Genomic DNA, 21,001 nt, shown 5'->3' on the forward strand with positions numbered 1-21,001 from the left:
AAACACCGGTAGGGGCGCAGCGCAGTCCCTCGTGAGCGTTACGAGTGGGCAAAATGCCTGTAGCTACCATGCATGCGGGTGCCGGAGCACGCCGAAGGGGCCGCCCGCACCACGGATGGCGAGCGGCCCCTTCGGGCGTACGACGGAGGTGACCCGAGGTCAGGAGGCCTTGGCCTTCTCCTCGGTCTTGGCCGCGGCGGCGGGCGCCGGGGCCGGCTTGGCGGCCTCGTAGAACTCCTCGCGGGGGTTCTCCATGGCGCCGAGGGCGACGACCTCGCGCTTGAGGAACATGCCGAGGGTCCAGTCGGCGAAGACGCGGATCTTGCGGTTCCAGGTCGGCATGGCCAGACCGTGGTAGCCACGGTGCATGTACCAGGCGAGGCGGCCCTTGACCTTGATCTTCATCTTGCCCATGACGATCATCGCGACGCCCTTGTGGAGGCCGAGACCGGCCACCGCACCCTTGTTGGCGTGCGAGTAGTCCTTCTGCGGGAAGCCCCGCAGGCCGGACATCACGTTGTCACCGAGGACCTTGGCCTGACGCAGCGCGTGCTGGGCGTTCGGCGGGCACCAGGCGTTCTCGACACCGGCCTTGCGGGCGGCGATGTCGGGGACCTGGGCGTTGTCGCCGGCGGCCCAGATGTAGTCGGTGCCCTGGACCTGGAGGGTCGGGGCGCAGTCGACGTGACCGCGGGGGCCGAGCGGCAGGCCGTAGCGGGACAGCGCCGGGTTCGGCTTCACACCGGCGGTCCACACGATGGTGCTGGAGTCGACCTCAAGACCGTTCTTGAGCACGACGTGCCCGTCGACACAGGAGTCCATGGAGGTGGAGAGGTAGATCTCCACACCGCGGCTCTCCAGGTGCTCCTTGCCGTACTGGCCGAGCTTGGGGCCGACCTCGGGCAGGATCTTGTCCGCGGCGTCGACGAGGATGAAGCGCATGTCCTCACGGGACACGTTCTTGTAGTACTTGGCCGCGTCGCGGGCCAGGTCCTCGACCTCACCGATGGTCTCCGCACCGGCGAAACCGCCGCCGATGAAGACGAAGGTGAGCGCCTTGCGGCGGATGTCCTCGTCGGTGGTGGAGTCGGCCTTGTCCAGCTGCTCAAGCACGTGGTTGCGCAGGCCGATGGCCTCCTCGATGCCCTTCATGCCGATGCCCTGCTCGGCGAGGCCGGGGATCGGGAAGGTCCGGGAGACCGCGCCGAGCGCGATCACCAGGTAGTCGAAGGGCAGCTCGTACGCCTCACCGACGAGGGGGGCGATCGAGGCGACCTTGCGGTCCTGGTCGATGCTGGTGACCCGGCCGGTGAGAACCTCCGCCTTCGGCAGCACGCGTCGCAGCGGGACGACGACGTGGCGCGGGGAGATGTTGCCGGCGGCGGTTTCGGGGAGGAAGGGCTGGTAGGTCATGTACGACCGGGGGTCGACGACCGTGACGGTCGCCTCGCCGTAGCGCATCTTCTTGAGAATGCGCCGAGCTGCGTACAGGCCTACGTACCCACCGCCTACTACGAGGATCCTGGGACGCTCCGTGGTGCTCATGCCATCGAGTATCCACCTGCCCCAGGGGGGTAGCTCGTGCGCCCCTTCACAAGCTTGTGGAGGGGGTGTGCTATTCTCCGCGGCCGCCATGATCCATGTCACCTCGCGAGGACGGAACCCTCGCCCGGTACGACCCGTTGTCAATGCCGCGTGAGCTGCCGCTCTGACGCTCCGACGGCCCCGCCGACCCCTCCCCGGCCGCCCCGCCGACACACCCCCGACACCCCCTCGACACACACTCCTGAACGCGTTCAACACCCTACCTGGCCCCCGGAAGGGCCAACCGGGGCCTTTTCCTGCTCCGACAGGGCCGAATTCCTTGTGAAGAACTTCACGAACTTTGTCGGCGGGGTGTTCGCGAAGGGGGCTCCGAGGCCTCCCTGGGCTGCTCATCGGGGGTGCGGAGTGCTCAGTGGAGTGCGGATCCGCCCCACCGCCGGACCCCCTGGCCGCGGTCCATGGACGCCTAGCACTGCACGACCAGCCGGGCCCGGTCGAAGCGCAGAGCGGCGAGGTCCTCGTGGCGGATCAGCCAGTAGAGGGTGCCCGCGTCCCCCCACTCCATCTCCGCGTCGATGTCGCTGTCGAACTGGGCGAGCGAAACCCAGCGGGCCGCTTCCTCGTCCAGGAGCGGGTCGCCCCAGGTGCGGTGACCCGGGCCGAGGTGCGCGTCCGCGATCTCGTACTCCACCGGGCCCTGCACGGGGACGGCGTGACCGCCTACCTGGTGGCCCATGTCGCCGCGCAGGCGTTCGAACGCGCGGCGGAACGAGCGGAGTTCGGTGGGGGTCTCGCGCAACTGCTCCGGCCACTGTCCACCGTCGCCGAGCAGGGCCTGCCGGGCCTGGGGCAGCCAGAGGTCGGGGGCGCTCAGCTCCGTCTCCGCGGCGAGGGGCGTGCGCGGGTACGGGGTCAGCTCCCCCGGTACGTCCGCCGGGCGGACCGGTGTGCCTTCCGGGACGTACAGGACCTGGGCCCCGGCCCAGGTCCCGGGGTCGTCGACGGAGACGAACGAACCCTCGTCGCCGTCGGCCTCACCGTCGTACTCGAAGTAGAAGAAGAGCAGGGTGCCGTCCTGGGGGAAGCCCGTCGTCAGGGCCTCGCGCGGTAGCGCCGCGCAGCGCACCGACGCGACGAAGGACAGCGGGCCGTGGCCCGGCCACTCGGGCCAGGCCGTCCCGAGCGGCAGCTCCGGCGTCCCGCCGAGGGCGGCGACGGGCCGCTCGTCGCCGGCGGCTGGATGCAGGCGTGCGCACGGGCGCAGCAGGGCCGTCCATCGGTCGGCAAGGTCGGCGGAGAGATGATCGGCCGCCAGTCGCGCGTATCGCTCGTCGGTCATGACGGCCATGGTCCCGGTCGGCACTGACATCCGTACCGCCGGGACCCGTCGTCGGTGCTGCGGCGGTCCGGCTCAGTCCCCCTGCTCGCCGGCCCCGGACTCCCTCGCCGCCAGGAACGCGATCCCGTCGAGGATGTCGTGCTCGCTCACCACGACCTCCGCCGCGCCGGTCCGCTCCATGATCGACAGCAGTACGAGGGCGCCCGCCCCGATGACGTCGACGCGGCCCGGGTGCATGGAGGGGATGGTCGCGCGTTCGGCGTGTGTGGAGGTCAGCAGGGACTCCGTGATCTCGCGGACGCGGTCGTAGGAGACGCGGGAGTGGTGGATGGCCCGGGAGTCGTACTCGGGGAGGTTCTGCGCGATGGCCGAGACGGTCGTGACCGAGCCGGCCAGGCCGACCAGGGTGCGGGCCTCGCGAAGGGGGACCGTCCGTTCGGCGAGGTCGAGGGCGGCCTCGATGTCCGCGCGCATCGCCGTGACCTGACCCGGAGTGGGCGGGTCGGACACCACGCCGTCCTCGACCAGGTGCCGTTCGGTCAGGCGCACGCACCCGACGTCGACCGAGCGGGCCGCGCGGACCCGGTCGTCGCCGACCACGAACTCCGTCGAGCCGCCGCCGATGTCCACGACCAGGTAGGGCTTGGCGAGGTCGTCGCGGCCGGCGAGTTCCGCGGTCGCGCCCGTGAAGGAGAGGGCGGCCTCCTGGTCGCCGGAGACGACCTCGGGCTCGACCCCGAGGATGTCGAGGACCCCGCGCACGAAGTCGTCACGGTTGGCGGCGTCCCGGGTGGCCGACGTGGCCACGAACCGCACTCGGTCGGCGCCGTGTTCCTTGATGATCGCCGCGTAGTCACGGCAGGCCGCGAAGGTCCGCTCCAGCGCCTCGGGGGCGAGCCGTCCGGTGCGGTCGACGCCCTGGCCGAGCCGCACGATGGTCATGCGCCGGTCCAGGTCGACGAGTTCGCCGCTCGCCGGGTCCACGTCCGCGACGAGGAGGCGGATGGAGTTCGTACCGCAGTCGACGGCGGCGACGCGGGTCACCGGCCATCCTCCTCTACGGGCTTGAACGCACCGTGTCCTTTACCGTCCTCGGTCGTCTCCGTCTGCCGGCCCTCGCCCGTCGGCGGCCCGGGCACGGTCACACACGCACCCTTCCGCCACCACTCCGGCAGCATCGCGATCGCCTCGTCGCCCAGCGGGTTCACACCGGGTCCCGCGGCCAGGGAGTGCCCCACCAGTACGTGCAGGCACTTCACCCGGTCCGGCATGCCGCCCGCGCTCGGGAAGCCCTCCAGGACCTCGATGGCGTCGCGGCGGGCGAGGTAGTCCTCGTGCGCGGCGCGGTAGGACGCGGCGAGTTCCGGGTCCGTCTCCAGACGGGCCGTCATCTCCTTCATGACGCCGTTCGCCTCCAGCGTGCCGATCGCCGAGGCGGCGCGCGGGCACGTGAGGTAGTACGTCGTCGGGAAGGGCGTGCCGTCGGGGAGGCGCGGGGCCGTCTCCACCACATCGGGCTGGCCGCACGGACAACGGTGGGCGATGGCGCGCAGCCCGCGCGGCGGACGGCCGAGCTGCTGCTTGAAGGCCTCGACGTCCGCGTCGGTGGGCTCGGTGCGCGGGGTGGTCGGCGGAGGGGTTTCCACTGCGGAGTGTCTCTCTGGTCAGGTCACTGGTCGGAGGCGTCGGACTTGTCGACCCCGTCCCAGACGTTCGAGTACCAGGGGCGGTCGGCCGCCCCCAGGTCGGCGCGCGACTGCTTGGTCAGGTCCGGGTCGATCACGATGTAACCGGTCTCCCCGGGCATGACGTAGTGCAGCCGCTGCCGGATCTGCTGCTCGGCGTACGCGTCGTCCTGCCAGCGCGCCTTGAGGTCGCGCAGCTGCTCGACCCGCTCCTTGGCCTGCTGCTTCTGCCGCTGCAGGTCGGCGACCTCGGCGCGCTGGGAGACGTACTGCCTTATCGGGTAGGCGAGCGCCACCACCAGTGTGCAGACGACGAGCGCGAGCAGGGCCGCGCGGCCGGTGAGCCGGGAGCGGCGGGCCTGGCGCTTGGTCTGCGAGCGGTAGACCCGGGCGGCGGTCTGCTCGCCGAGCAGCCGGATCCGGGTGGCGGTGGAGAAACGGTCCCGGTCCTTGACGGCCATGTCTCCGCCTCCCCTTTCACACGCGCGTACGTCCCCGCACACGGTACGGGACCGAGTACGGGGACGTACGTACGACTGGCTCGGGCTTGACCCTGTACGGCTCAGCCCTTGTTCAGGTCAGCCCTTGTTCAGGTCAGCCCTTGAAGCGCGGGAAGGCGCTGCGGCCCGCGTACACCGCCGCGTCGTCGAGGATCTCCTCGATGCGCAGCAGCTGGTTGTACTTGGCGACGCGCTCGGAGCGGGCCGGGGCGCCGGTCTTGATCTGGCCGCAGTTGGTGGCCACGGCGAGGTCGGCGATGGTGACGTCCTCGGTCTCGCCGGAGCGGTGGGACATCATGCACTTGAAACCGTTGCGCTGGGCCAGCTCGACCGCGTCCAGGGTCTCGGTGAGCGAGCCGATCTGGTTCACCTTGACGAGCAGCGCGTTGGCCGCGCCGTCCTCGATGCCACGGGCCAGGCGCTCCGGGTTGGTGACGAACAGGTCGTCGCCGACGATCTGCACCTTGTCGCCGAGGCGGTCGGTGAGGACCTTCCAGCCGGCCCAGTCGTCCTCGTACAGCGGGTCCTCGACGGAGACGAGCGGGTAGGCCGCCACGAGCTCCTCGTAGTACTCGGTCATCTCGGCGGCCGAGCGGGACTTGCCCTCGAACTCGTACTTGCCGTCCTTGTAGAACTCGGAGGCGGCGACGTCGAGCGCGAGCGCGATCTGCTCGCCGGGGATGTAGCCGGCCTGCTTGATCGCCTCAAGGATGAGGTCGAGCGCGGCGCGGTTGGAGTCCAGGTTCGGGGCGAAGCCGCCCTCGTCGCCGAGGCCGGTGGACAGGCCCTTGCTCTTCAGGACCTTCTTGAGGGTGTGGTAGACCTCGGCGCCCCAGCGCAGGGCCTCGGAGAAGGACTCCGCGCCGATCGGGGCGATCATGAACTCCTGGATGTCCACGTTGGAGTCGGCGTGCGAGCCGCCGTTCAGGATGTTCATCATCGGCACCGGCAGCAGGTGCGCGTTCGGGCCGCCCAGGTAGCGGAAGAGCGGGAGGTCGCTGGCCTCGGAGGCGGCGTGGGCGACGGCGAGGGAGACGCCGAGGATGGCGTTGGCGCCGAGCGAGCCCTTGTTGTCGGTGGCGTCCAGGTCGAACATCGCCTGGTCGATCAGGCGCTGCTCGGTGGCGTCGTAGCCGACCAGCTCCGGGCCGATCTGTTCGATCACGGCGAGGACGGCCTTCTCGACGCCCTTGCCCTGGTAGCGGTTGGGGTCACCGTCACGCAGCTCGATGGCTTCGAAGGCACCCGTGGAGGCGCCGGAGGGGACGGCGGCACGACCCGTGCTGCCGTCGTCGAGGCCGACCTCGACCTCGACCGTGGGGTTGCCTCGGGAGTCCAGGATTTCCCGGGCTACGACGACGTCGATGGACGGCACGAGCATCTCCTTCTTCAATGTGACGCGGCTACGCGGGCCGCGATGGCTCTGCGGGACCGAGCCTAACCGTCCCGGGGCGAACAGCCAGCCGATGGGCCGCCCCTTGGACAGAACCGAGAGTAAATTGTTTCCGAACGGAACAAAGCAGACGGGCAAAAAGAACCCCGCCCCGGTGCGTACGGGGGAACACGCACCGAGACGGGGAGTCCGTGGGGACGGGGGAGGCCCTCACGTGCCGTCCATGATGGACGACACACCTGTCGGACCGCTGTGGCTCAGCTACCGGATCCCTGTCACCAGGGGTCCGGCGTGGGGCGCCGCTGTCACTTGAGGTGCAGCTGCTGACCCGGGTAGATGAGGTCCGCGTCCTCGACGATGTCCTTGTTCAGCCGGAACAGCTTCTCCCAGCCGCCCTTGACCTTGTGCTTCTCGGCGATCGTGCTGAGGGTGTCGCCCTTGACGACCTTGTACTCGCCGTCGCCCTTCTTGACCTTCTTGCCGGTCGGGGTGGTGACGGTCTTCTTCGCGGCCGGACGGTCGGCCGAGCGGGAGGTGCTGGTCGAGTCGTTCGAGCGGGTGCTGGTGCCGCTGCTCGAAGAGCTGTTGTTCGAGGAGCTGGAGGAGCTCGACGAGCCGCCGCCGTTGTACGCGGCACCGGACAGGCCCGTGCCGCAGACCGGCCAGGCACCCTTGCCCTGGGAGGCGAGCACCTTCTCGGCGACGGCTATCTGCTGCGACTTGCTGGCCTGGTTGGCCTGCGCGGCGTACTGGGTACCGCCGTAGGCGGCCCACGTCGAGGCGGAGAACTGCAGACCGCCGTAGTAGCCGTTGCCGGTGTTGATCGACCAGTTGCCGCCGGACTCGCAGCTGGCGACCGTGTCCCACTCGGAGGCGGTGGCGGCGGAGGCGTTGCCGGCCGCCATGAGCGGGGCGGCGATGGCGACACCGGTCACGCCGGCGAGCGTGGCGACGCGGGTGGCCTTGGACGGACGACGGTGCTTGCCCTTGCTGGAAAACAGCATGCGGAGATCCCCTCACCGACGCCTGCGAGGTGAGCTGTCGGGTTCGGGCCGTGTGAGTTGCCCGGCCGCGCACCTCTCGGCGCACGACTTCACCCCAAGCCGGTCCGGCACTGTCTGCCGGGCCCGGCACTTACCTGGGTCCCCCGCTCCTGCCTACGGCGCTGTGAAGCGACGACTGTTCCCTACGGCCGCTGGCAGGATTCGGCGTTGCGGCATTCGGGGTTCGTGTTGACGAACGGTGATGACCGTAGACACGGATTCCGCGGAAACTCAAAGACGATCAGGGCTTCTGAGAGTCATCCCACACTTTCACCAAACCGGACATTCAGTCCGAAGACCGTCGTTAACTCCCGTCGCTTTTCGCCCCGTTCAGCCCTTGTCCGCCCCTATTCGCCGGGAAGCCTCAGGGTCTGACCGGCCGCGACGTCGTTCGGGTCGGCGCCGATGGCCTGCCTGTTCTCCGTGTAGAGCGCGCGCCACCCGCCGTCCAGGCCAAGGGAGTCGGCGATGGAGGCGAGAGTGTCACCGCCGCGGACGGTGTACGACCCCTGCGGAGACCCTCCCGCGTCGTCGCCGGCCGCGTCCTCGTCGGCGCTGGCACCGCGGTGCTTGCCGGAGCCGATCGCACCGGTGTCGACCAGGCTCCAAGAGCCCACGGCCTGCTCGGACTTGTCCGAGTTCTCACCCTTCGCCCGATCTGTCGACGGGCTGTCGCTCTCCCGTGAACCGCTCGCCGTCGACTCGGACGGGGAGTCGGAGGGCGAGAGGTACTCGTCCGTTTCGTCAGGGTTGGTCGAGGAATCGGATGAAGAGTCAGGTGAGGCCGACGGTGACGTGGACGAGTCCGTCGAGGACGAGTCGTCGGACGTACCGCCGGGCGTGTTGGACAGGCCGGTGGAGCCCGAACCGTCCGAGGAGGAGGAAGAGGAGGAATCGGAGGAGTCGTCCAGGATCCCGGTGTCGATGTCGGTCGACCCGTCGTCCGCCGACAGCCCCGTGGTCAGCCCGCAGGTGTGGAACGCGCCGACGCCCTGGTCGTCCAGGAGCTTCTCGGCGACGGCTATCTGCTGGTTGCGGCTGGCCAGGTCGGGGCGCGAGGCGTAGTCGAGACCGCCGTACCGCTCCCAGTCGTCCTGCGAGAGCTTGAGCCCGCCGTAGAAACCGGTCCCGTCGTTCTGGCTCCAGGAGCCGCCGGTCTCGCAGTTCGCCACCTTGTCCCAGGTGGTGCCGTCGGCCGCGCTGGCGCTCACCGCACCGAGGAGCGGGATCGCGATGGCGGAGCCTGTCACGCCGGCGGCGACGAGGAGGGCCGGAGCCTGGCGGGGGCGACGGTGACGACCGTTCCCGGAGAGCATGCGGGGGCCTTTCAGGAGACAGCGGTGACGAGTGCGACGCGTGGTGCTGGGCACCGCACTTGAACGGTGAACGTATAGGCACTCCATTGCTTGTCACAAGTTAATGCCGCGTAGATCACGTGAAGATCACATAGTTGAATGTGCGTCATGTTTGCGCAGGTGGACACGTGCTCCTGCGCGGTGACGATCCGGTCACCCGGGTGGCGTGAACTCGACCGGCAGCGTGCGCAGTCCACGCATGATGAGTCCCCCACGCCATCTCAACTCGGCCGGATCCACGGCGACTCGGAGGTCCGGCAGCCGGGTCAGCAGCGTGCGGAGCGCGGTCTGTCCCTCCAGCCGGGCGAGCGGGGCGCCGAGGCAGTAGTGGATGCCGTGGCCGTATCCGAGGTGCTGGTTGTCCCGGCGGGAGAGGTCGAGGGTGTCCGGCTCGGCGAACCGCGCCGGATCCCGGTCCGCCGCCGCGAGGACGACGAGAACGGGGTCGCCGGCCGCGATGTCCTGCCCGCCGACGGTGAGCGGTTGGGTCGCGAACCGCCAGGTCGCCAGCTCCACCGGCCCGTCGTAGCGCAGGAGTTCCTCCACGCCGGTCTCCAACAGGCCGCGTTCGCCGGCGGCCAGGGAGTCCTGGAGGCGGGTGCGCTGCTCGGGGTGGGTGAGCAGGGCGTACGTGCCGTTGCCGATGAGGTTGACGGTGGTCTCGAAGCCGGCGAAGAGCAGGATGAACGCCATCGCCGCGGCCTCGTTCTCGGTGAGGTGCTCGCCCTCGTCCGAGGCGCGGATGAGGCCGGAGATGAGGTCCTCCCCGGGCACGGGCTCGGCCGGCAGGGATGCGCGCTTCTTGTGAATGAGTTCCAGGAGATACCCGCGCATCTTCTTCACCGAGCGCGCGACCCCGCCTCTCGGCCCGCCTCCGTGCCGGATCATCATCCCCGCCCAGTCCCGGAAGTCGTCCTGGTCCTCGCGCGGGACACCGAGCAGGTCGCAGATCGCGTAGATGGGGAGCGGGAAGGCGAACTCGTGGATGAGGTCCGCGGACCCCCTCTCGGCGAACCGGTCGATGAGGTCGTCGGCGAGCTCCTGGACGCGAGGGGTGAACTCGGCGACCCGGCGAGGCGTGAACGCCTTGCTGACCAGCCGACGCAGCCGGGTGTGGTCCGGCGGGTCGATGTTGAGCAGATGGGTCATCAACTCGGCATTGCGCTCACCGGGGATACCGGTCTTGCCCTTGGCGTGCGCCGGCTCGTCGTGATGTGCCGGGTTCTTGGAGAGCCGCGGCTCGGCGAGGGCCTGCTTGGCATCGCCGTAACGCGTGACCAGCCATGCCTCCACCCCGCTCGGCAGCCGCGTGCGATGCACGGGCGCGTGCTCCCGGAGCCAGGCGTAGGCGGGGTAGGGGTCGGTGGCGAACTCCCAGGTGAAGAGGTCGGGGGCGGAGGCGGTGGAGTCGGGGGCGGTGGAGTCGGGCACGGGGGCGGGGGTGGCGGTGGCAGAAGCGGGCGCAGGGGTGGGCGTGGCGGGGGCGGGCGCGGTGGCGGGCGTGTCAGGGGCGGGCGAGGTGATGGGCGTGGCAGGGGCGGGCGAGAGATGGGGGCGGTCCGGCTGATCGGTCACTCCTCGTCGTCCCCCTTGTCAGCTTCCGCCTTGTCCGCATCGGCCTGGTCCGCATCCGCGATCCCGGCGCCCTCGCTGTCCGCACCCGAGACCCGAACGCCCTCGCCGCCTGTCCCCGACGCCTCTGCCTCCCGTACCGCGTCCCGATACGCACGCGCCGCCGCTCGCAGCGCCGCCTCCGGGTCGATGCCGTCCGCCTCGGCGCGTACCGCCAGCGTGAGCAGCTCGTAGCCGATGCCGTCCTTGGAAGGCAGGGGGACCTCCAGGCCCGCCGTGCGGACGCGGGACGCCAGTTTCGAGGCGAGGGCGAGGCTCGGCTGGCCGAGGGGGATGCCCTCGGTCACCGAGGTGCGCCGCTTCTCCGTCGCCTTCGTGCGCAGCCAGTGCTCCGCGACCTCCTCGGGCGTGGCCGCCGTCTCGTCGCCGAAGACGTGCGGGTGGCGGTGGATGAGCTTGGCGACGATGCCGGCGGCCACGTCGTCGACGGAGAAGGGGGCGTCCGGGTCCTCCTCGGCGATCCGGGCGTGGAAGACGACCTGGAGCAGGACGTCGCCGAGCTCCTCGCGCAACTCGTCCCGGTCGCCCTCCTCGATCGCCTCGACGAGTTCGTAGGCCTCCTCGATGGCGTACTTCGCCAGGCCCTTGTGCGTCTGCCGGGAGGTCCAGGGGCACTCGGCGCGGACGCGGTCCATGACCTGGACGAGGTCGAGGAGACGGGCGCCCGGCAGGTCGTAGGAGGCGGGGAGCAGCTCCAGCTCGGGCATGTGGACGCGGCCGGAGCCGGCGAGCCGGGCGAGGCCGTCGGTGAGGGCCGGTTCGCCCTCACCGGTGGCGACGACGACCACCGTCCGCCCACCGGCACACGCGTCGACCAGTTCCTCGGCGCTCGGGGACACCTCGTCGACCGCTGTGCCCGCTTCCCGCAGATACGGCAGCTGCGGGTGGGCGCCGTCCGCGCACAGCACCCGGTCGGCGGCGTGCAGGGCCTGCCAGGCGGGCCAGGACAGGAGGCCGGGCGCGACGCGGTGGCTGGTGGTGAGGAGGACGATGCGGCCGGGGGCGGGGGGCGCGCCCGGGGCCTGGTCGGAGGCGGCGTCGAAGCTGGTTGCGTTCACAGTTCGAAGCTAACGCACGGCGACGACGGTCCCCGCGGGATATCCACAGGGCAGCGAGGTTCGCCCGATCATCAGACCGCAAGCCCCGGCTGAATCCTTTATGCCGTCCCCTGCGTCGCCGGTGCCGTCACCTCGCGTACCCACGGAGTCTTCGCGTCGACGCGGCTGCTCTTCTGGACGTCCCAGGTGCCGTAGCGCGGGTTGAGGTCGACGTGGAGTTCCTTGGACGCCTTGGACAGGGCGTTCCAGAAGGCCGGCTTGCTGGTGTCGGTGCCAAGAGCCTGGGCGAGTTTCTGGGCCTCCAGCTGGAGGCGGAGGTTGTCGTCGAGGCGGGCCGGGGCGACGCCGTACTGCTGCAGCCAGGCCGTCTCCAGCGCCTTGGAGCCGCCGACCTGCTGTTCCAGGCCGGTGCGCATCTGCTGGATCTCGTGGCGGGAGACGGTGACGTCCTCGTCCTGGGCGGCGCGGTGCAGCACCCGGTCCAGGACCATGCCGTGCAGGGTGTCGCGGGTGAGGCTGCCGGTCTGTGCGACCGCCTGCTTGTACTGGGCGTCGTCCGACACGGCCGCGCGCTGCGCGGAGCGCACCTCGCCCACCCGGTTCTCCAACTGCGCGACGGTGATCCGCTGGCCGCCGACGACGGCGGCGGCGCCGGGATGCGCGTCGCTCCCGCAGGCGGAAAGGAGCGGGGCCGCGGCGATCACGGCGGTGAACAGGAGCGCGGTGCGACGGCGGCGGTGCAAGGAAGCCTCCCGAGGAGATTGTGCGACGGTGCACAAAGTCTTGCGGTGATCGATGGTAGGCAGTGGGTCGGCTGGGGCCAACCCATTCGACCAACGATTCACCAGGACTTCGGGCACCGCCGCGCCCTCGCGGGCTCCACGGGCTCCGTGAGTTCAGCCGGTGATGGCCACCGGGGCGTCCCAGGCGTCGCGGTCCACGGTGATCGTGTAACCGCCGCGGGTCTCCTTGCTGTTGACCATGTACTGGTGGGCCCGGCTGTGGTTGGTGAACTGGGTGGAGCCCCACGGCCAGTCCGAGGTCGTGGTGTTCTTCTTGTCCCACAGCGCGTACCAGAGGTTGCCGGGCAGGTCCGTCTTGTCGGTCGCGGTCGCGATCGCCTTGGCGCTGGAGCTGCTGAAGCCGTAGTAGCCGGTGCGGTACGTCTTGGCGTGCAGTTCCTTGTCGAAGGCGCGGACGTAGGTCAGGACGGCCTTGTTGCAGGACGTGTTCGTGATGTCGTACGACTCCATGTCCAGGTAGATCGGGCTGCCGGCCTTCATGCCGAGCGCCGAGGCCTTCGCCACCGCGTCGTCCGCCTCGCTCTTGCCGACGGACGCGGCGGTGGTGGCGCTGATCTTCACCGAGCCGCCGGAGCCGCAGGACGGCTGGGAACCGACGTACAGGGGGATGAGTTTCCAGCCGACCGCGCTGACCGACTTCACCCAGGAGGCGGTGAGGTTGGCCTGCGCGCAGCCGCGGTTCTTGCCGCCGATGTAGACGGCGGCGGCGCCGTAGAGGCCGCCCTTCCACGCCTTCATCGCGGAGAGGGAGGGCGCGGCGCAGGTGTCGAACGCGCGGCCCGTGTACGTCTTCTGGGCGGGCCAGGCCGTGGCTGCCATGGAGCTCTGCGCGGCGAGTCCGGCCCCCGCGACGACGGCTGTGCCGGCGACGGCCCACGTGATGTATCTGCGCTTCTTGGACTGCCGATGGCCGGCCATGAATACCCCACCCCTGGTTGTGCGTTGGCGCCCTCTTTAAAGAGGAGGGCGCATTGACTGGCGATCTGACTGGCGATCCGACGGGCGAAAAACGAACCGCAACCTATCCCGCGGCGCCCAAGTGTTCGGGAAACCCCGCCCCTTGAGGAACACAAGTTTCTCTCCGTGCACGGCAAAAACTAGCCGCGCACCTGCCCCAGCCACTCCAGCGTCCGCCGGATGTCCACCGCGAGCGGGTGGCCCGGGCCGCGCAGCCGCTCCACGTCGTGCAGCAGGCGCGCGAGCGTGTCGTGGGCGGCGCCGCGGTCGCCGAGGGCGAGCAGGAGGTGGCCGATGCGCCGGCGCACGTCGTGGGCGAGCTCGGGGTCACCGGCCACGTACTGGTTCTCGTAGTACGGCAGCAGGGCGCGGTACTCCGCGAGGGCCGCCGCCGGTTCGCCGAGCGACTCCAGGCACTGGGCGGCCTCGTAGCGGAACCGGAGCGACTGGGGGTCGGCCTGGCCCGCCTCGGTGGCGCGTTCGTCGGCGAGGCGGCGCAGTTCGGGCAGCGCGCGCCGGTACTGGCCGTCGTCCATGAGGGTGGCCGCGTACTGCTTGCGCAGGGTGCGGACGACCGGGGAGTGCTGGCCGTGCTGTTCGGCCGCCGCGGGCAGGATCGCGCCCAGGATGTCGACGGCCTGGGTGATGCGGCCCTCGCCCAGCAGGCGCTTGACCTCGTCGACGGCGCGCGCGACATCGGGCTTCTCGGCGGCGGGCGGGGTGACCGCGGCGGGCTGGGACGCGGGCGTGCGCGCGCGGTCCGGCCAGGGGGCGTGCGGGCGCAGGAACGGACGCGTGGGGTCCAGCGGCGCCCCCGAGGGCATCCCGCGCGCGGGCAGCAGCGGCGCCAACTGCTCGTAGACCTCCTGCGCGGACGCGGGCCGGTGCTGCGGGTCCTTGGCGAGCAGGCGCAGGACGAGCGCTTCGAGCGGCTCCGGCACCTCGGGGCGGACCCGGCGCACGGGCAGCGGGGGCTCGTACAGGTGCCGGTGCAGCACGCCGAGGGCCGTGGAGCCCGCGAACGGGACGTCGCCGCTGAGGAGTTCGTGCAGGACCACACCGAGCGCGTACAGGTCGGTGTACGGGCCGACCGCGCCGCCCATCGCCTGCTCGGGCGCCATGTAGGCGGGCGAGCCGATGGGCGTGCCGGTGTGGGTGAGGCGGGTGGTGTCGGCGTCCATGACGGAGGCGACGCCGAGGTCGAGCACGGTGACCGTGCCGTCCTGCTTCACCATCACGTTGCGCGGCTTGAGGTCGCGGTGGACGATCGGCACGGCGTGCACGGCACTGAGCACGGCGCACAGTTGCGCGGCGACGGTGACCGCCCACGGCCACGGGTACGGGTCGTGCTCGGCGAGGTGGTCGGAGAGGTCGGCGCCGTCGATGTACTGCATGACGAGGAACAGCTCCTCGCCCTCGCTGCCCGCGTCGTGCACCGTGACCAGGCCGGGGTGGTCGACCTGGGCGGTCACCCGGCACTCGCGCACGAACCGGCGGCGCAGTTCGTCGGCGTCCTGCCCCGCCACCTTGTCGGGGCGCAGCAGCTTCACCGCCACGCGCCGGTCGAGCCGTTGGTCGTAGGCCGTCCAGACCTGGCCCATGCCGCCCTGTCCGATGAGCGTGGACAGGGCGTAGCGGGAGGCGACGACCCGGCCTTCCGCCGCGGTCACCTGCCGCCCTCGTGGTTCCCGTCCTGGTGGCCGTCGTGCCTGCGCAGGTAGTCGCTGAGTTCGTCGAGTTCGGCGCGCACCTGGTCGATGCGGGCGGGCGCGGGGCGCTGGGGCGGGGGCGGCGGCACCGGGGTGTGCAGCGGGTTCTGGGGCGGGGTGTGGTGCTGGGGCGGCTGCGGCAGCTGGGTCTGGTGCAGGGGCGGCTGGGGCACGGGCGGCTGGGGCACGGGCGTGGCGCCGAACGGCGTCGCGGCCTGCGGATAGCCGTACCCGGACTGCACGGTGGGACCCTGCGGCGGGTAGCCGGCGAACTGCTGCTGCTGCCGGTGGATCCGGATGTCCACCACCAGGAAGTAGATGCTGCTGAACACGCCCAGGAGGATCACCACCGCCATGGCGATGTCGGTCCTGGAGTCGCTCTCCGGCAGCGAGCCGACCACGGCGAAACAGCCGATGGCCACCGGCAGGCTCACCCAGGCCAGCGCCCAGTCGGTCTTCCGCCCGCGGAGGAAGGCCACCCGGAACAGCGGCACACAGGCGAGGAACCCGCAGCAGAGGGTGCCGATCACGGCGAACATCACGCGCAAGGTGACGACGTTGCTCTCGCTGCGGGCGGGCGGCACCGCGCCGTGGCCGTACATGACTGCTCCCGGGCCCGTAATCGATGTGGGGTTCGAGCGTATAGGCCCACACCGACATGCGGTCCGGGTTGTACCGAACCGTTGTCGTGCTGATCAATTCATGCGACCACGCCCCGGCCCGGCGGCTCAGTCCGGCGCCACCGTCCCGTCCGTCAGCCCGTCGTACATCCCGCGCACCAGTTGCTCCCCCAGCCGGCCCGCGTTCCTGAGCGCCCGCTCGAAGTCGTCGAGGGCGCGGAACCGCGCGCCGTAGCGCCGCTGTTCGTCCAGCGGGAGCCGGGGCAGCTGGAGCCGGCGCACGTCCAGCCGCGTGGCCGTGGACGCGTAACTGCTGGCCTGGCGGTTGTTGGCGGTGCCGCGCAGGAAGCCGGCGAGGAACCACGCGTCCAGCGCCGCGGGATCGGGGCGCAGGAGCACGAGGTTGCGCCCCAGGGCGGCGCCCGTCGTCGCGTCGTCGATCACGCGCGCCACCGAGCCCCCGCCGAGCACCGGCAGCACCACATCGCCCGGCTCCGTCAGCACCGCCTCCTCGTCGCTCTCGGGCAGCGTCCCGGAGGGCGCCGTACCGGCGAGGACGTCCTGGTCGGTGAGCACGGGCACGCGCGCGTGGCCACCGTTTCCGCCGCTGCGCATCACCACCGCTCCCCCGCGCGCGAGTTCACCGACGGTGGTCAGCGGCCAGCGCCCGAGCCGCGCCGACTCCGCGGGCGGCGGGGTGAGGTCGGCGGTCAACCGGAGGGTCTCGCCGAGGCGTTCGCGTACGACGGTGAGCGCGTCGGCGCCGTCCGCCGCGGTCGGCGGCGGGAGGTGGCGGGCCGGGGCGAGGTCGACGTCGTCGTCGAGGAGTTCGATGACCGGCAACGCGCGGGCCACGCCCGGACGTTCCTGGAGGGTGCCGGCCAGGTCGAAGGCCCGCCACGCGTCCAGGACGGCCCCGCGCACCTCCCGCCAGTCGGGACCGCCGCGCCCCTCGCCGGCGTACTGCCCGGTGTCGACGAGCAACACCTCAGGCTGCACGGGCGCCTTCTCGGGCCGCCGCAGCACCCACAGGTGGAGCGGGATGTTGTACGGGGGTGCCGCGCCGATCGGCAGGGCGATCACGGCACGCAGTGCGCCGCGGCGCAGCAGGTCGGCGCGGATGCGGCGCCCTGAGCGGCGGGAGGCGGTGGCCGGCGGCATCAGCAGGACGGCGGTGCCGCCGTCGGCGAGCCGGGCGAGCGCGTGCTGCACCCAGGCAAGTTCGGACTCGTTGCGGGCCGGGAAGCCGTACTCCCAGCGGGCGTCGTAGGCGAGTTCGTCGTGGCCCCAGCCCCGCTCGTTGAACGGCGGATGGCACAGGACCGCGTCGGCGCGCAACTCGGGGTAGGCGTCGGCGCGCAGGGTGTCGCCGGCGGCGGCGCGCACGGTGACGCGCGTCTGCAACGCGAGCCGCAGCGCTGTGAGCGCGGCGAGTTCGGGCGCGCTGTCCTGGGCGTACAGCTCCTGGCCGGGGCCGGGGCCGGGGCCGGGACCGGTGCCGACGGCGCGCAGCAGGGTGCCGGTGCCGCACGCGGGGTCGAGGAGGGTGCGGGCGGGGCCGGCCAACTCGACCATGAGGGCGGCGAGTTCACCTGGGGTGAGCGTGTACTGGCGCGGGTTGGCGTCGAGGTGCCGGCCGAGCAGGAACTCGAAGGCGCCCCGGGCCCCCGTCTCGGCGGCCAGCTCGGCGACACCGCGCAGGAGGGGGGCGGACGGGAGGAGTTCGGGGCCGGTCGGGGTGTGAACGGCAGGGTGGGTGTTCACAAGAAGCGCGGCGCTCACGGAAGTCGACCCGTCCGCGAGGGACGGCCTGTGTACAGCACCCCGGCCGTTCACAGCGGAAGCGGCCTTCACAGAGGCGTTCTTCACCGAAGCGCCCTTCACACCCCCCGCCCCGAACCGCGGCACCAGCACCCCTTCCAGCGCCCCCGGCAACATCGCCGCGAGCCGCTCGTCCGAGCCCGCGCTCGCCTCCAGCCACACCGTGGGGCGGTCGTGGATGAGCAGCAGGACGCAACCGGCGTGGGTGAGGGCGGTGAGCGGGCCCTCCGGATGGCCGGCGAGTTGCTGCCAGACGCGCTCCCGGAGCGGGACCTCGGCGAGTTTGCCCTGCTCGCGCAGCCACGCCTCGACCTCGGCGAGCGCGAAGGACGGGCTGGTCTCGGTGCCGCCAACCGGTTTGGGGAAGTCGGCGTGGCGGCGGCGCCAGTTGCTCACGGCCGCGCGGCCGACGCCGGCGAGCCGGGCGATCCCGGCGGCGGTCACCTCAGTGGCGTTGTCCTGCACCCGGCGGCTCCCCTCGTCGTTCCGCGTCCGCGCACCGCATCCGCGTGTGATCCCGAGCATAGCGAGATGAGCGACATCCATCGGTTCACATCCGTGTACTGACACGAACGCGTGAATCGTGTTGACTCGGTTCACAGGCTTTGGTCTCATTGACCCAGCGAACCGTAACTTCCGGGGGGAATCCGCATGTCTCGCAAGGCACTCACCGCTCTCGTCCTCGCCACCGCGACCGCCGCAGCACTCACCGCCTGCCAGTCGGGCACGTCCGGCCAGGACGCGAAGGCCGGCAAGTCCGGCTCAACCGCCAAGCCCAGCAAGTCCACCAAGCCCGCCGACCCCTTCGCCGGTCTCAGCGCTCTGGAGATCGCCGACCGTTCGATGAAGGCCACCACCGGTGCCTCGTCGGTGCACCTGAGGGGCGATGTCGAGGACGAGGACGCCGGCGGCAGGATCCACGTCGACATGGCGCTCAGCACGAAGAATGAGTGCAGGGGCACCTTCGGCATGGGCAGTTCGGGCGGCATGGAGATGATCAAGGCCGGCGACACCATCTACATGAAGTACGACGAGGCGTTCCTGCGCGAGCAGAGCAAGACCGAGTCCAAGGAGACCGTCGACGAGATGGTCGCGATGCTCGGCGGGAAGTGGGCCAAGACCTCCGCCACGGGCGCGGACTCCGAGGACATCGCGGGCTTCTGCGACCTGGACACGGTGCTCGAAGGCGCCGAGGACGTCGGTTCGGGCGGCAGCGCCTCGCCGGGCGCCACCGCCACCGCCGCCTCCAGCGCGACCCGCGCCGGCACGGCCCAGGTCGACGGCGCGAAGGCGGTCGTACTGAAACTGAAGGACGGCAAGGACCGGTACACGCTGTACGTCGCCGCCGAGGGCAAGCCGTATCTGCTCCGGATGGTCAGCACCGGCAAGGACACCGGCACGCTCACCTTCGGCGACTACGACAAGCCGCTCTCCGTGCGCAAGCCCCCGGGAAAGATCCTGGACCTGGACGCGCTGGGCGCACAGAACACCTGACGGCCCGTCACAATCCGTGCCGCATCCACACGTTGGGCTCCACGTACACGGCGTACCCGCGCTCCGGATCGCAGTGCACCGGCACCAGCGCGCCCGGTACCTCCAGGTCGCCCCGGGTGTCGAAGGGCAGCCCGGTCCACTCGCGCCACTGCTCAAGGGAACCCGAGACGGTCATCGAGGCCGGTGCCACCCGCTCGATCGTGGCGCCGGCCCGGGCGTGGACGCGCAGCCAGGGGTCGTGGGGCAGCCCGTCGGACCGTACGCGCCAGGCGTACTCCTCGATGGAGGTGTGCGGTTCGAGGTGTTTGGCGCTGGGGCGGACCGGGGCGACGACCTCGGTGAAGCCGCGGGCGCGGGCGGTGTCGCGCAGCGCGGAGAGCATCCGGGCGGACAGTCCGCGGCCCTGGACGCTCGGCGCGACGACGATCGCGATCGCGCTGACCGTGTCGGGGCGCACGCCGTGGCGCAGGTCGGCGAAGGCCCACAGCAGGACCTGGTCCCAGCCACGGGCGGGCAGTTCGCCGGGGCCCTCGGTGCCGCCGCGGTCCTCGGTGCGCAGGGCGAAGGGGACGCTGTAGGCGTAGGCGACGACCTCGCCGCGTTCGTCCTCGGCGGCGAGGGTGTACTCCGCGAAGTCGACGGCGAGGCGCCCGTAGCAGGCGTCGCCCACGCCGTCGTGGCGGACGAACTCCGGCCAGCTGTCGGCCATCGCATAGACCTTTTGGACCAGGTCGGGGCGTTCGGCGAGGCTGGACACCTTCAGCTCCATACGGTCACCGTAGGCGCGGTGGCCGTCCCCGGAAACCCATTTGTACGGCTCTCAGCCCGAGGTGAACCGGGCGGGTGCCTCCGTCGGGTTGCCCCCGGACGGCAGCTTCTGCCCCGAGCACGTGCTGAGCACCTTCTCCATCGCGGACTTCTCGGCGGCCGTCACCCACAGTTCGTACTTCTTCTTCACGGCGACCTGCGCGGCGACGTACGTGCAGCGGTAGGACTTGTTGGGCGGCAGCCAGGTGGCCGCGTCGCCGTCGCCCTTGGAGCGGTTGGTGGAGGAGTCGACCGCTATGAGGTTCAGCGGGTCGTTGGCGAGGGCTATGCGCTTGCGGCTGTCCCAGTACTTGGCGCCCTTCTGCCAGGCGTCGGACAGAGGCACGACGTGGTCGATGTCGACCAGGCTGCGCCCGCGCCGGTAGACGACGTGCTTGCCGGAGTAGGGGTCCTTCTCCAGGACGCCGTAGGACACCTTGCAGTCGCCGTCGCTGAACTTCACGTCCTCCAGGTCCCGTTTGAGGATGTCGTCGCGGGTGTCGCAGCTGTTGGTGTCCGTGTCCGCCCAGGCGCTGCCGAACCTGTCCCGGTCGTAACCGGTCTTGGGCGCACGCCCCTTGACGGTCAGTGCCTTCGCGGCGGTGAGCGCGGCACCGCCTCCGCCGCCCCCGCCCGCGTCGCTGCCCGTGGACTGTTCCGGTCCCGGGGCTCCGGTCGTCATGTCCTTGCACCCGGCAAGGCCGCCCATGCCGATCACCAGCACGGCGACAGCCGCGGTCCCGCCCCTCAGACGCCTCACAGTGCGCCCCTCCCCTTCGACCTCGCTCCGCAGGGAGCGTCCCGAACCGTCCCGACCCCGCAACAGGCGTCTTCCCACTACTTGTTGGTGCACACCGTAGCGAGCGGGCGCACAGGGGCACCCGGGAGGTCCAGACCATTTCCGTCCACAGTGTGCGCTTCGCACATTTCGGACGTATCGTCGACGGTGAGTCACCTCCGGAAGGAGCTCTGGATGGGCATCCTCGACAGGTTCAGGAGCAACCGCCAGGCACAGGACAAGGCCAAGGGCATGTCCGACATGGCGGAGAAGAAGGTCAACGAGAAGACGGGCAACAAGTACGAGGGCCAGGTCGACCAGGCGCAGCAGAAGATCGAGGGCGCCCTCGGCATGGACCGCGACAAGCCCGACCAGCCGTAGGCCATCAGGCCCCACGGAGGAGTCACAGAGCCGGACGGAGGCCGCCCGCGGACACGAACGTCCCGCGGGCGGCCTCTCTGT

General features: G+C 71.0%; 19 protein-coding genes and 1 riboswitch. Of the genes, 2 read left to right on the forward strand and 17 right to left on the reverse strand.

The window, feature by feature from the left end:
• Positions 1-159 precede the first annotated feature (159 nt).
• The 15 genes from ACIQI8_RS32390 to ACIQI8_RS32460 form a co-directional block, all read right to left on the reverse strand.
• On the reverse strand, positions 160-1,545 hold the full coding sequence (locus tag ACIQI8_RS32390) for an NAD(P)/FAD-dependent oxidoreductase (protein WP_402358243.1): 1,386 nt from the start codon (positions 1,543-1,545) through the stop codon (positions 160-162).
• Positions 1,546-2,011: 466 nt separating this feature from the next.
• Entirely contained in the window at positions 2,012-2,884 is an 873-nt protein-coding gene (locus ACIQI8_RS32395) for a YwqG family protein (RefSeq protein WP_402358246.1), read from the reverse strand.
• Between the two features lie 72 nt (positions 2,885-2,956).
• Entirely contained in the window at positions 2,957-3,928 is a 972-nt protein-coding gene (locus tag ACIQI8_RS32400) for an exopolyphosphatase (protein WP_402358249.1), read from the reverse strand.
• The gene (locus tag ACIQI8_RS32405; protein ID WP_402358252.1) at positions 3,925-4,530 is read right to left on the reverse strand and encodes a DUF501 domain-containing protein; all 606 of its coding nucleotides are present in this window, start codon (positions 4,528-4,530) and stop codon (positions 3,925-3,927) included. The genes ACIQI8_RS32400 and ACIQI8_RS32405 overlap by 4 nt, the downstream gene beginning before the upstream one ends.
• A gap of 23 nt (positions 4,531-4,553) precedes the next feature.
• A complete protein-coding gene (locus ACIQI8_RS32410; RefSeq protein ID WP_402358255.1) occupies positions 4,554-5,030 on the reverse strand; it encodes a septum formation initiator family protein in 477 nt (158 codons plus the stop codon).
• Positions 5,031-5,163: 133 nt separating this feature from the next.
• Positions 5,164-6,450, reverse strand: coding sequence for a phosphopyruvate hydratase (eno, locus tag ACIQI8_RS32415; protein ID WP_402358258.1), 1,287 nt, complete (start codon positions 6,448-6,450; stop codon positions 5,164-5,166).
• Between the two features lie 317 nt (positions 6,451-6,767).
• On the reverse strand, positions 6,768-7,466 hold the full coding sequence (locus ACIQI8_RS32420; protein ID WP_402358261.1) for a transglycosylase family protein: 699 nt from the start codon (positions 7,464-7,466) through the stop codon (positions 6,768-6,770).
• A 4-nt stretch (positions 7,467-7,470) separates the two neighbouring features.
• A riboswitch (cyclic di-AMP (ydaO/yuaA leader) is annotated at positions 7,471-7,683 on the reverse strand.
• Between the two features lie 169 nt (positions 7,684-7,852).
• A complete protein-coding gene (locus ACIQI8_RS32425; protein WP_402358264.1) occupies positions 7,853-8,821 on the reverse strand; it encodes a transglycosylase family protein in 969 nt (322 codons plus the stop codon).
• A gap of 192 nt (positions 8,822-9,013) precedes the next feature.
• A complete protein-coding gene (locus tag ACIQI8_RS32430) occupies positions 9,014-10,291 on the reverse strand; it encodes a cytochrome P450 (protein WP_402359684.1) in 1,278 nt (425 codons plus the stop codon).
• 140 nt (positions 10,292-10,431) lie between these two features.
• Positions 10,432-11,550 carry a nucleoside triphosphate pyrophosphohydrolase gene (locus ACIQI8_RS32435; RefSeq protein ID WP_402358267.1) on the reverse strand — a complete coding sequence of 373 codons (1,119 nt, stop codon included), beginning with the start codon at positions 11,548-11,550 and terminating at the stop codon, positions 10,432-10,434.
• A 98-nt stretch (positions 11,551-11,648) separates the two neighbouring features.
• A complete protein-coding gene (locus ACIQI8_RS32440) occupies positions 11,649-12,293 on the reverse strand; it encodes a SurA N-terminal domain-containing protein (RefSeq protein ID WP_402358270.1) in 645 nt (214 codons plus the stop codon).
• Positions 12,294-12,446: 153 nt separating this feature from the next.
• On the reverse strand, positions 12,447-13,271 hold the full coding sequence (locus ACIQI8_RS32445) for a glycoside hydrolase domain-containing protein (protein WP_402358273.1): 825 nt from the start codon (positions 13,269-13,271) through the stop codon (positions 12,447-12,449).
• 179 nt (positions 13,272-13,450) lie between these two features.
• Positions 13,451-14,938, reverse strand: coding sequence for a protein kinase (locus ACIQI8_RS32450; protein WP_402359687.1), 1,488 nt, complete (start codon positions 14,936-14,938; stop codon positions 13,451-13,453).
• A 38-nt stretch (positions 14,939-14,976) separates the two neighbouring features.
• On the reverse strand, positions 14,977-15,621 hold the full coding sequence (locus tag ACIQI8_RS32455) for a hypothetical protein (RefSeq protein ID WP_402358276.1): 645 nt from the start codon (positions 15,619-15,621) through the stop codon (positions 14,977-14,979).
• A 126-nt stretch (positions 15,622-15,747) separates the two neighbouring features.
• Entirely contained in the window at positions 15,748-17,925 is a 2,178-nt protein-coding gene (locus ACIQI8_RS32460) for an N-6 DNA methylase (RefSeq protein WP_402358279.1), read from the reverse strand.
• A gap of 186 nt (positions 17,926-18,111) precedes the next feature.
• Between ACIQI8_RS32460 and ACIQI8_RS32465 the strand changes: the two genes are divergently transcribed.
• A complete protein-coding gene (locus tag ACIQI8_RS32465; RefSeq protein WP_402358282.1) occupies positions 18,112-18,954 on the forward strand; it encodes a hypothetical protein in 843 nt (280 codons plus the stop codon).
• 7 nt (positions 18,955-18,961) lie between these two features.
• On the opposite strand, the gene ACIQI8_RS32470 is transcribed toward ACIQI8_RS32465, so the two are convergent.
• Together ACIQI8_RS32470 and ACIQI8_RS32475 are read right to left on the reverse strand one after the other, a co-directional pair.
• Positions 18,962-19,723 (reverse strand): GNAT family N-acetyltransferase, encoded by a 762-nt coding sequence (locus ACIQI8_RS32470; RefSeq protein ID WP_402358285.1) that lies wholly within the window; start codon positions 19,721-19,723, stop codon positions 18,962-18,964.
• A 51-nt stretch (positions 19,724-19,774) separates the two neighbouring features.
• On the reverse strand, positions 19,775-20,470 hold the full coding sequence (locus tag ACIQI8_RS32475; protein ID WP_402359690.1) for an HNH endonuclease family protein: 696 nt from the start codon (positions 20,468-20,470) through the stop codon (positions 19,775-19,777).
• A gap of 264 nt (positions 20,471-20,734) precedes the next feature.
• Here ACIQI8_RS32475 and ACIQI8_RS32480 point away from each other — a divergent pair, with 264 nt between their 5' ends.
• Positions 20,735-20,920: an antitoxin gene (locus ACIQI8_RS32480; RefSeq protein WP_402358288.1), complete on the forward strand. Its 186-nt coding sequence runs from the start codon at positions 20,735-20,737 to the stop codon at positions 20,918-20,920.
• The last annotated feature ends 81 nt before the right edge of the window (positions 20,921-21,001 follow it).

It is taken from the genome of Streptomyces sp. NPDC092369, assembly GCF_044755245.1.
Classification (GTDB): Bacteria; Actinomycetota; Actinomycetes; order Streptomycetales; family Streptomycetaceae; genus Streptomyces.

Excerpts from the sequence above, each read along its gene's own strand:
- ACIQI8_RS32390 (WP_402358243.1), bottom strand. The coding sequence starts at position 1,545 with ATGAGCACCACGGAGCGTCCCAGGATCCTCGTAGTAGGCGGTGGGTAC.
- ACIQI8_RS32395 (WP_402358246.1), bottom strand. The coding sequence starts at position 2,884 with ATGACCGACGAGCGATACGCGCGACTGGCGGCCGATCATCTCTCCGCC.
- ACIQI8_RS32410 (WP_402358255.1), bottom strand. The coding sequence starts at position 5,030 with ATGGCCGTCAAGGACCGGGACCGTTTCTCCACCGCCACCCGGATCCGG.
- eno (WP_402358258.1), bottom strand. The coding sequence starts at position 6,450 with ATGCTCGTGCCGTCCATCGACGTCGTCGTAGCCCGGGAAATCCTGGAC.
- ACIQI8_RS32420 (WP_402358261.1), bottom strand. The coding sequence starts at position 7,466 with ATGCTGTTTTCCAGCAAGGGCAAGCACCGTCGTCCGTCCAAGGCCACC.
- ACIQI8_RS32425 (WP_402358264.1), bottom strand. The coding sequence starts at position 8,821 with ATGCTCTCCGGGAACGGTCGTCACCGTCGCCCCCGCCAGGCTCCGGCC.
- ACIQI8_RS32445 (WP_402358273.1), bottom strand. The coding sequence starts at position 13,271 with ATGGCCGGCCATCGGCAGTCCAAGAAGCGCAGATACATCACGTGGGCC.
- ACIQI8_RS32455 (WP_402358276.1), bottom strand. The coding sequence starts at position 15,621 with ATGTACGGCCACGGCGCGGTGCCGCCCGCCCGCAGCGAGAGCAACGTC.
- ACIQI8_RS32465 (WP_402358282.1), top strand. The coding sequence starts at position 18,112 with ATGTCTCGCAAGGCACTCACCGCTCTCGTCCTCGCCACCGCGACCGCC.
- ACIQI8_RS32470 (WP_402358285.1), bottom strand. The coding sequence starts at position 19,723 with ATGGAGCTGAAGGTGTCCAGCCTCGCCGAACGCCCCGACCTGGTCCAA.
- ACIQI8_RS32475 (WP_402359690.1), bottom strand. The coding sequence starts at position 20,470 with ATGGGCGGCCTTGCCGGGTGCAAGGACATGACGACCGGAGCCCCGGGA.
- ACIQI8_RS32480 (WP_402358288.1), top strand. The coding sequence starts at position 20,735 with ATGGGCATCCTCGACAGGTTCAGGAGCAACCGCCAGGCACAGGACAAG.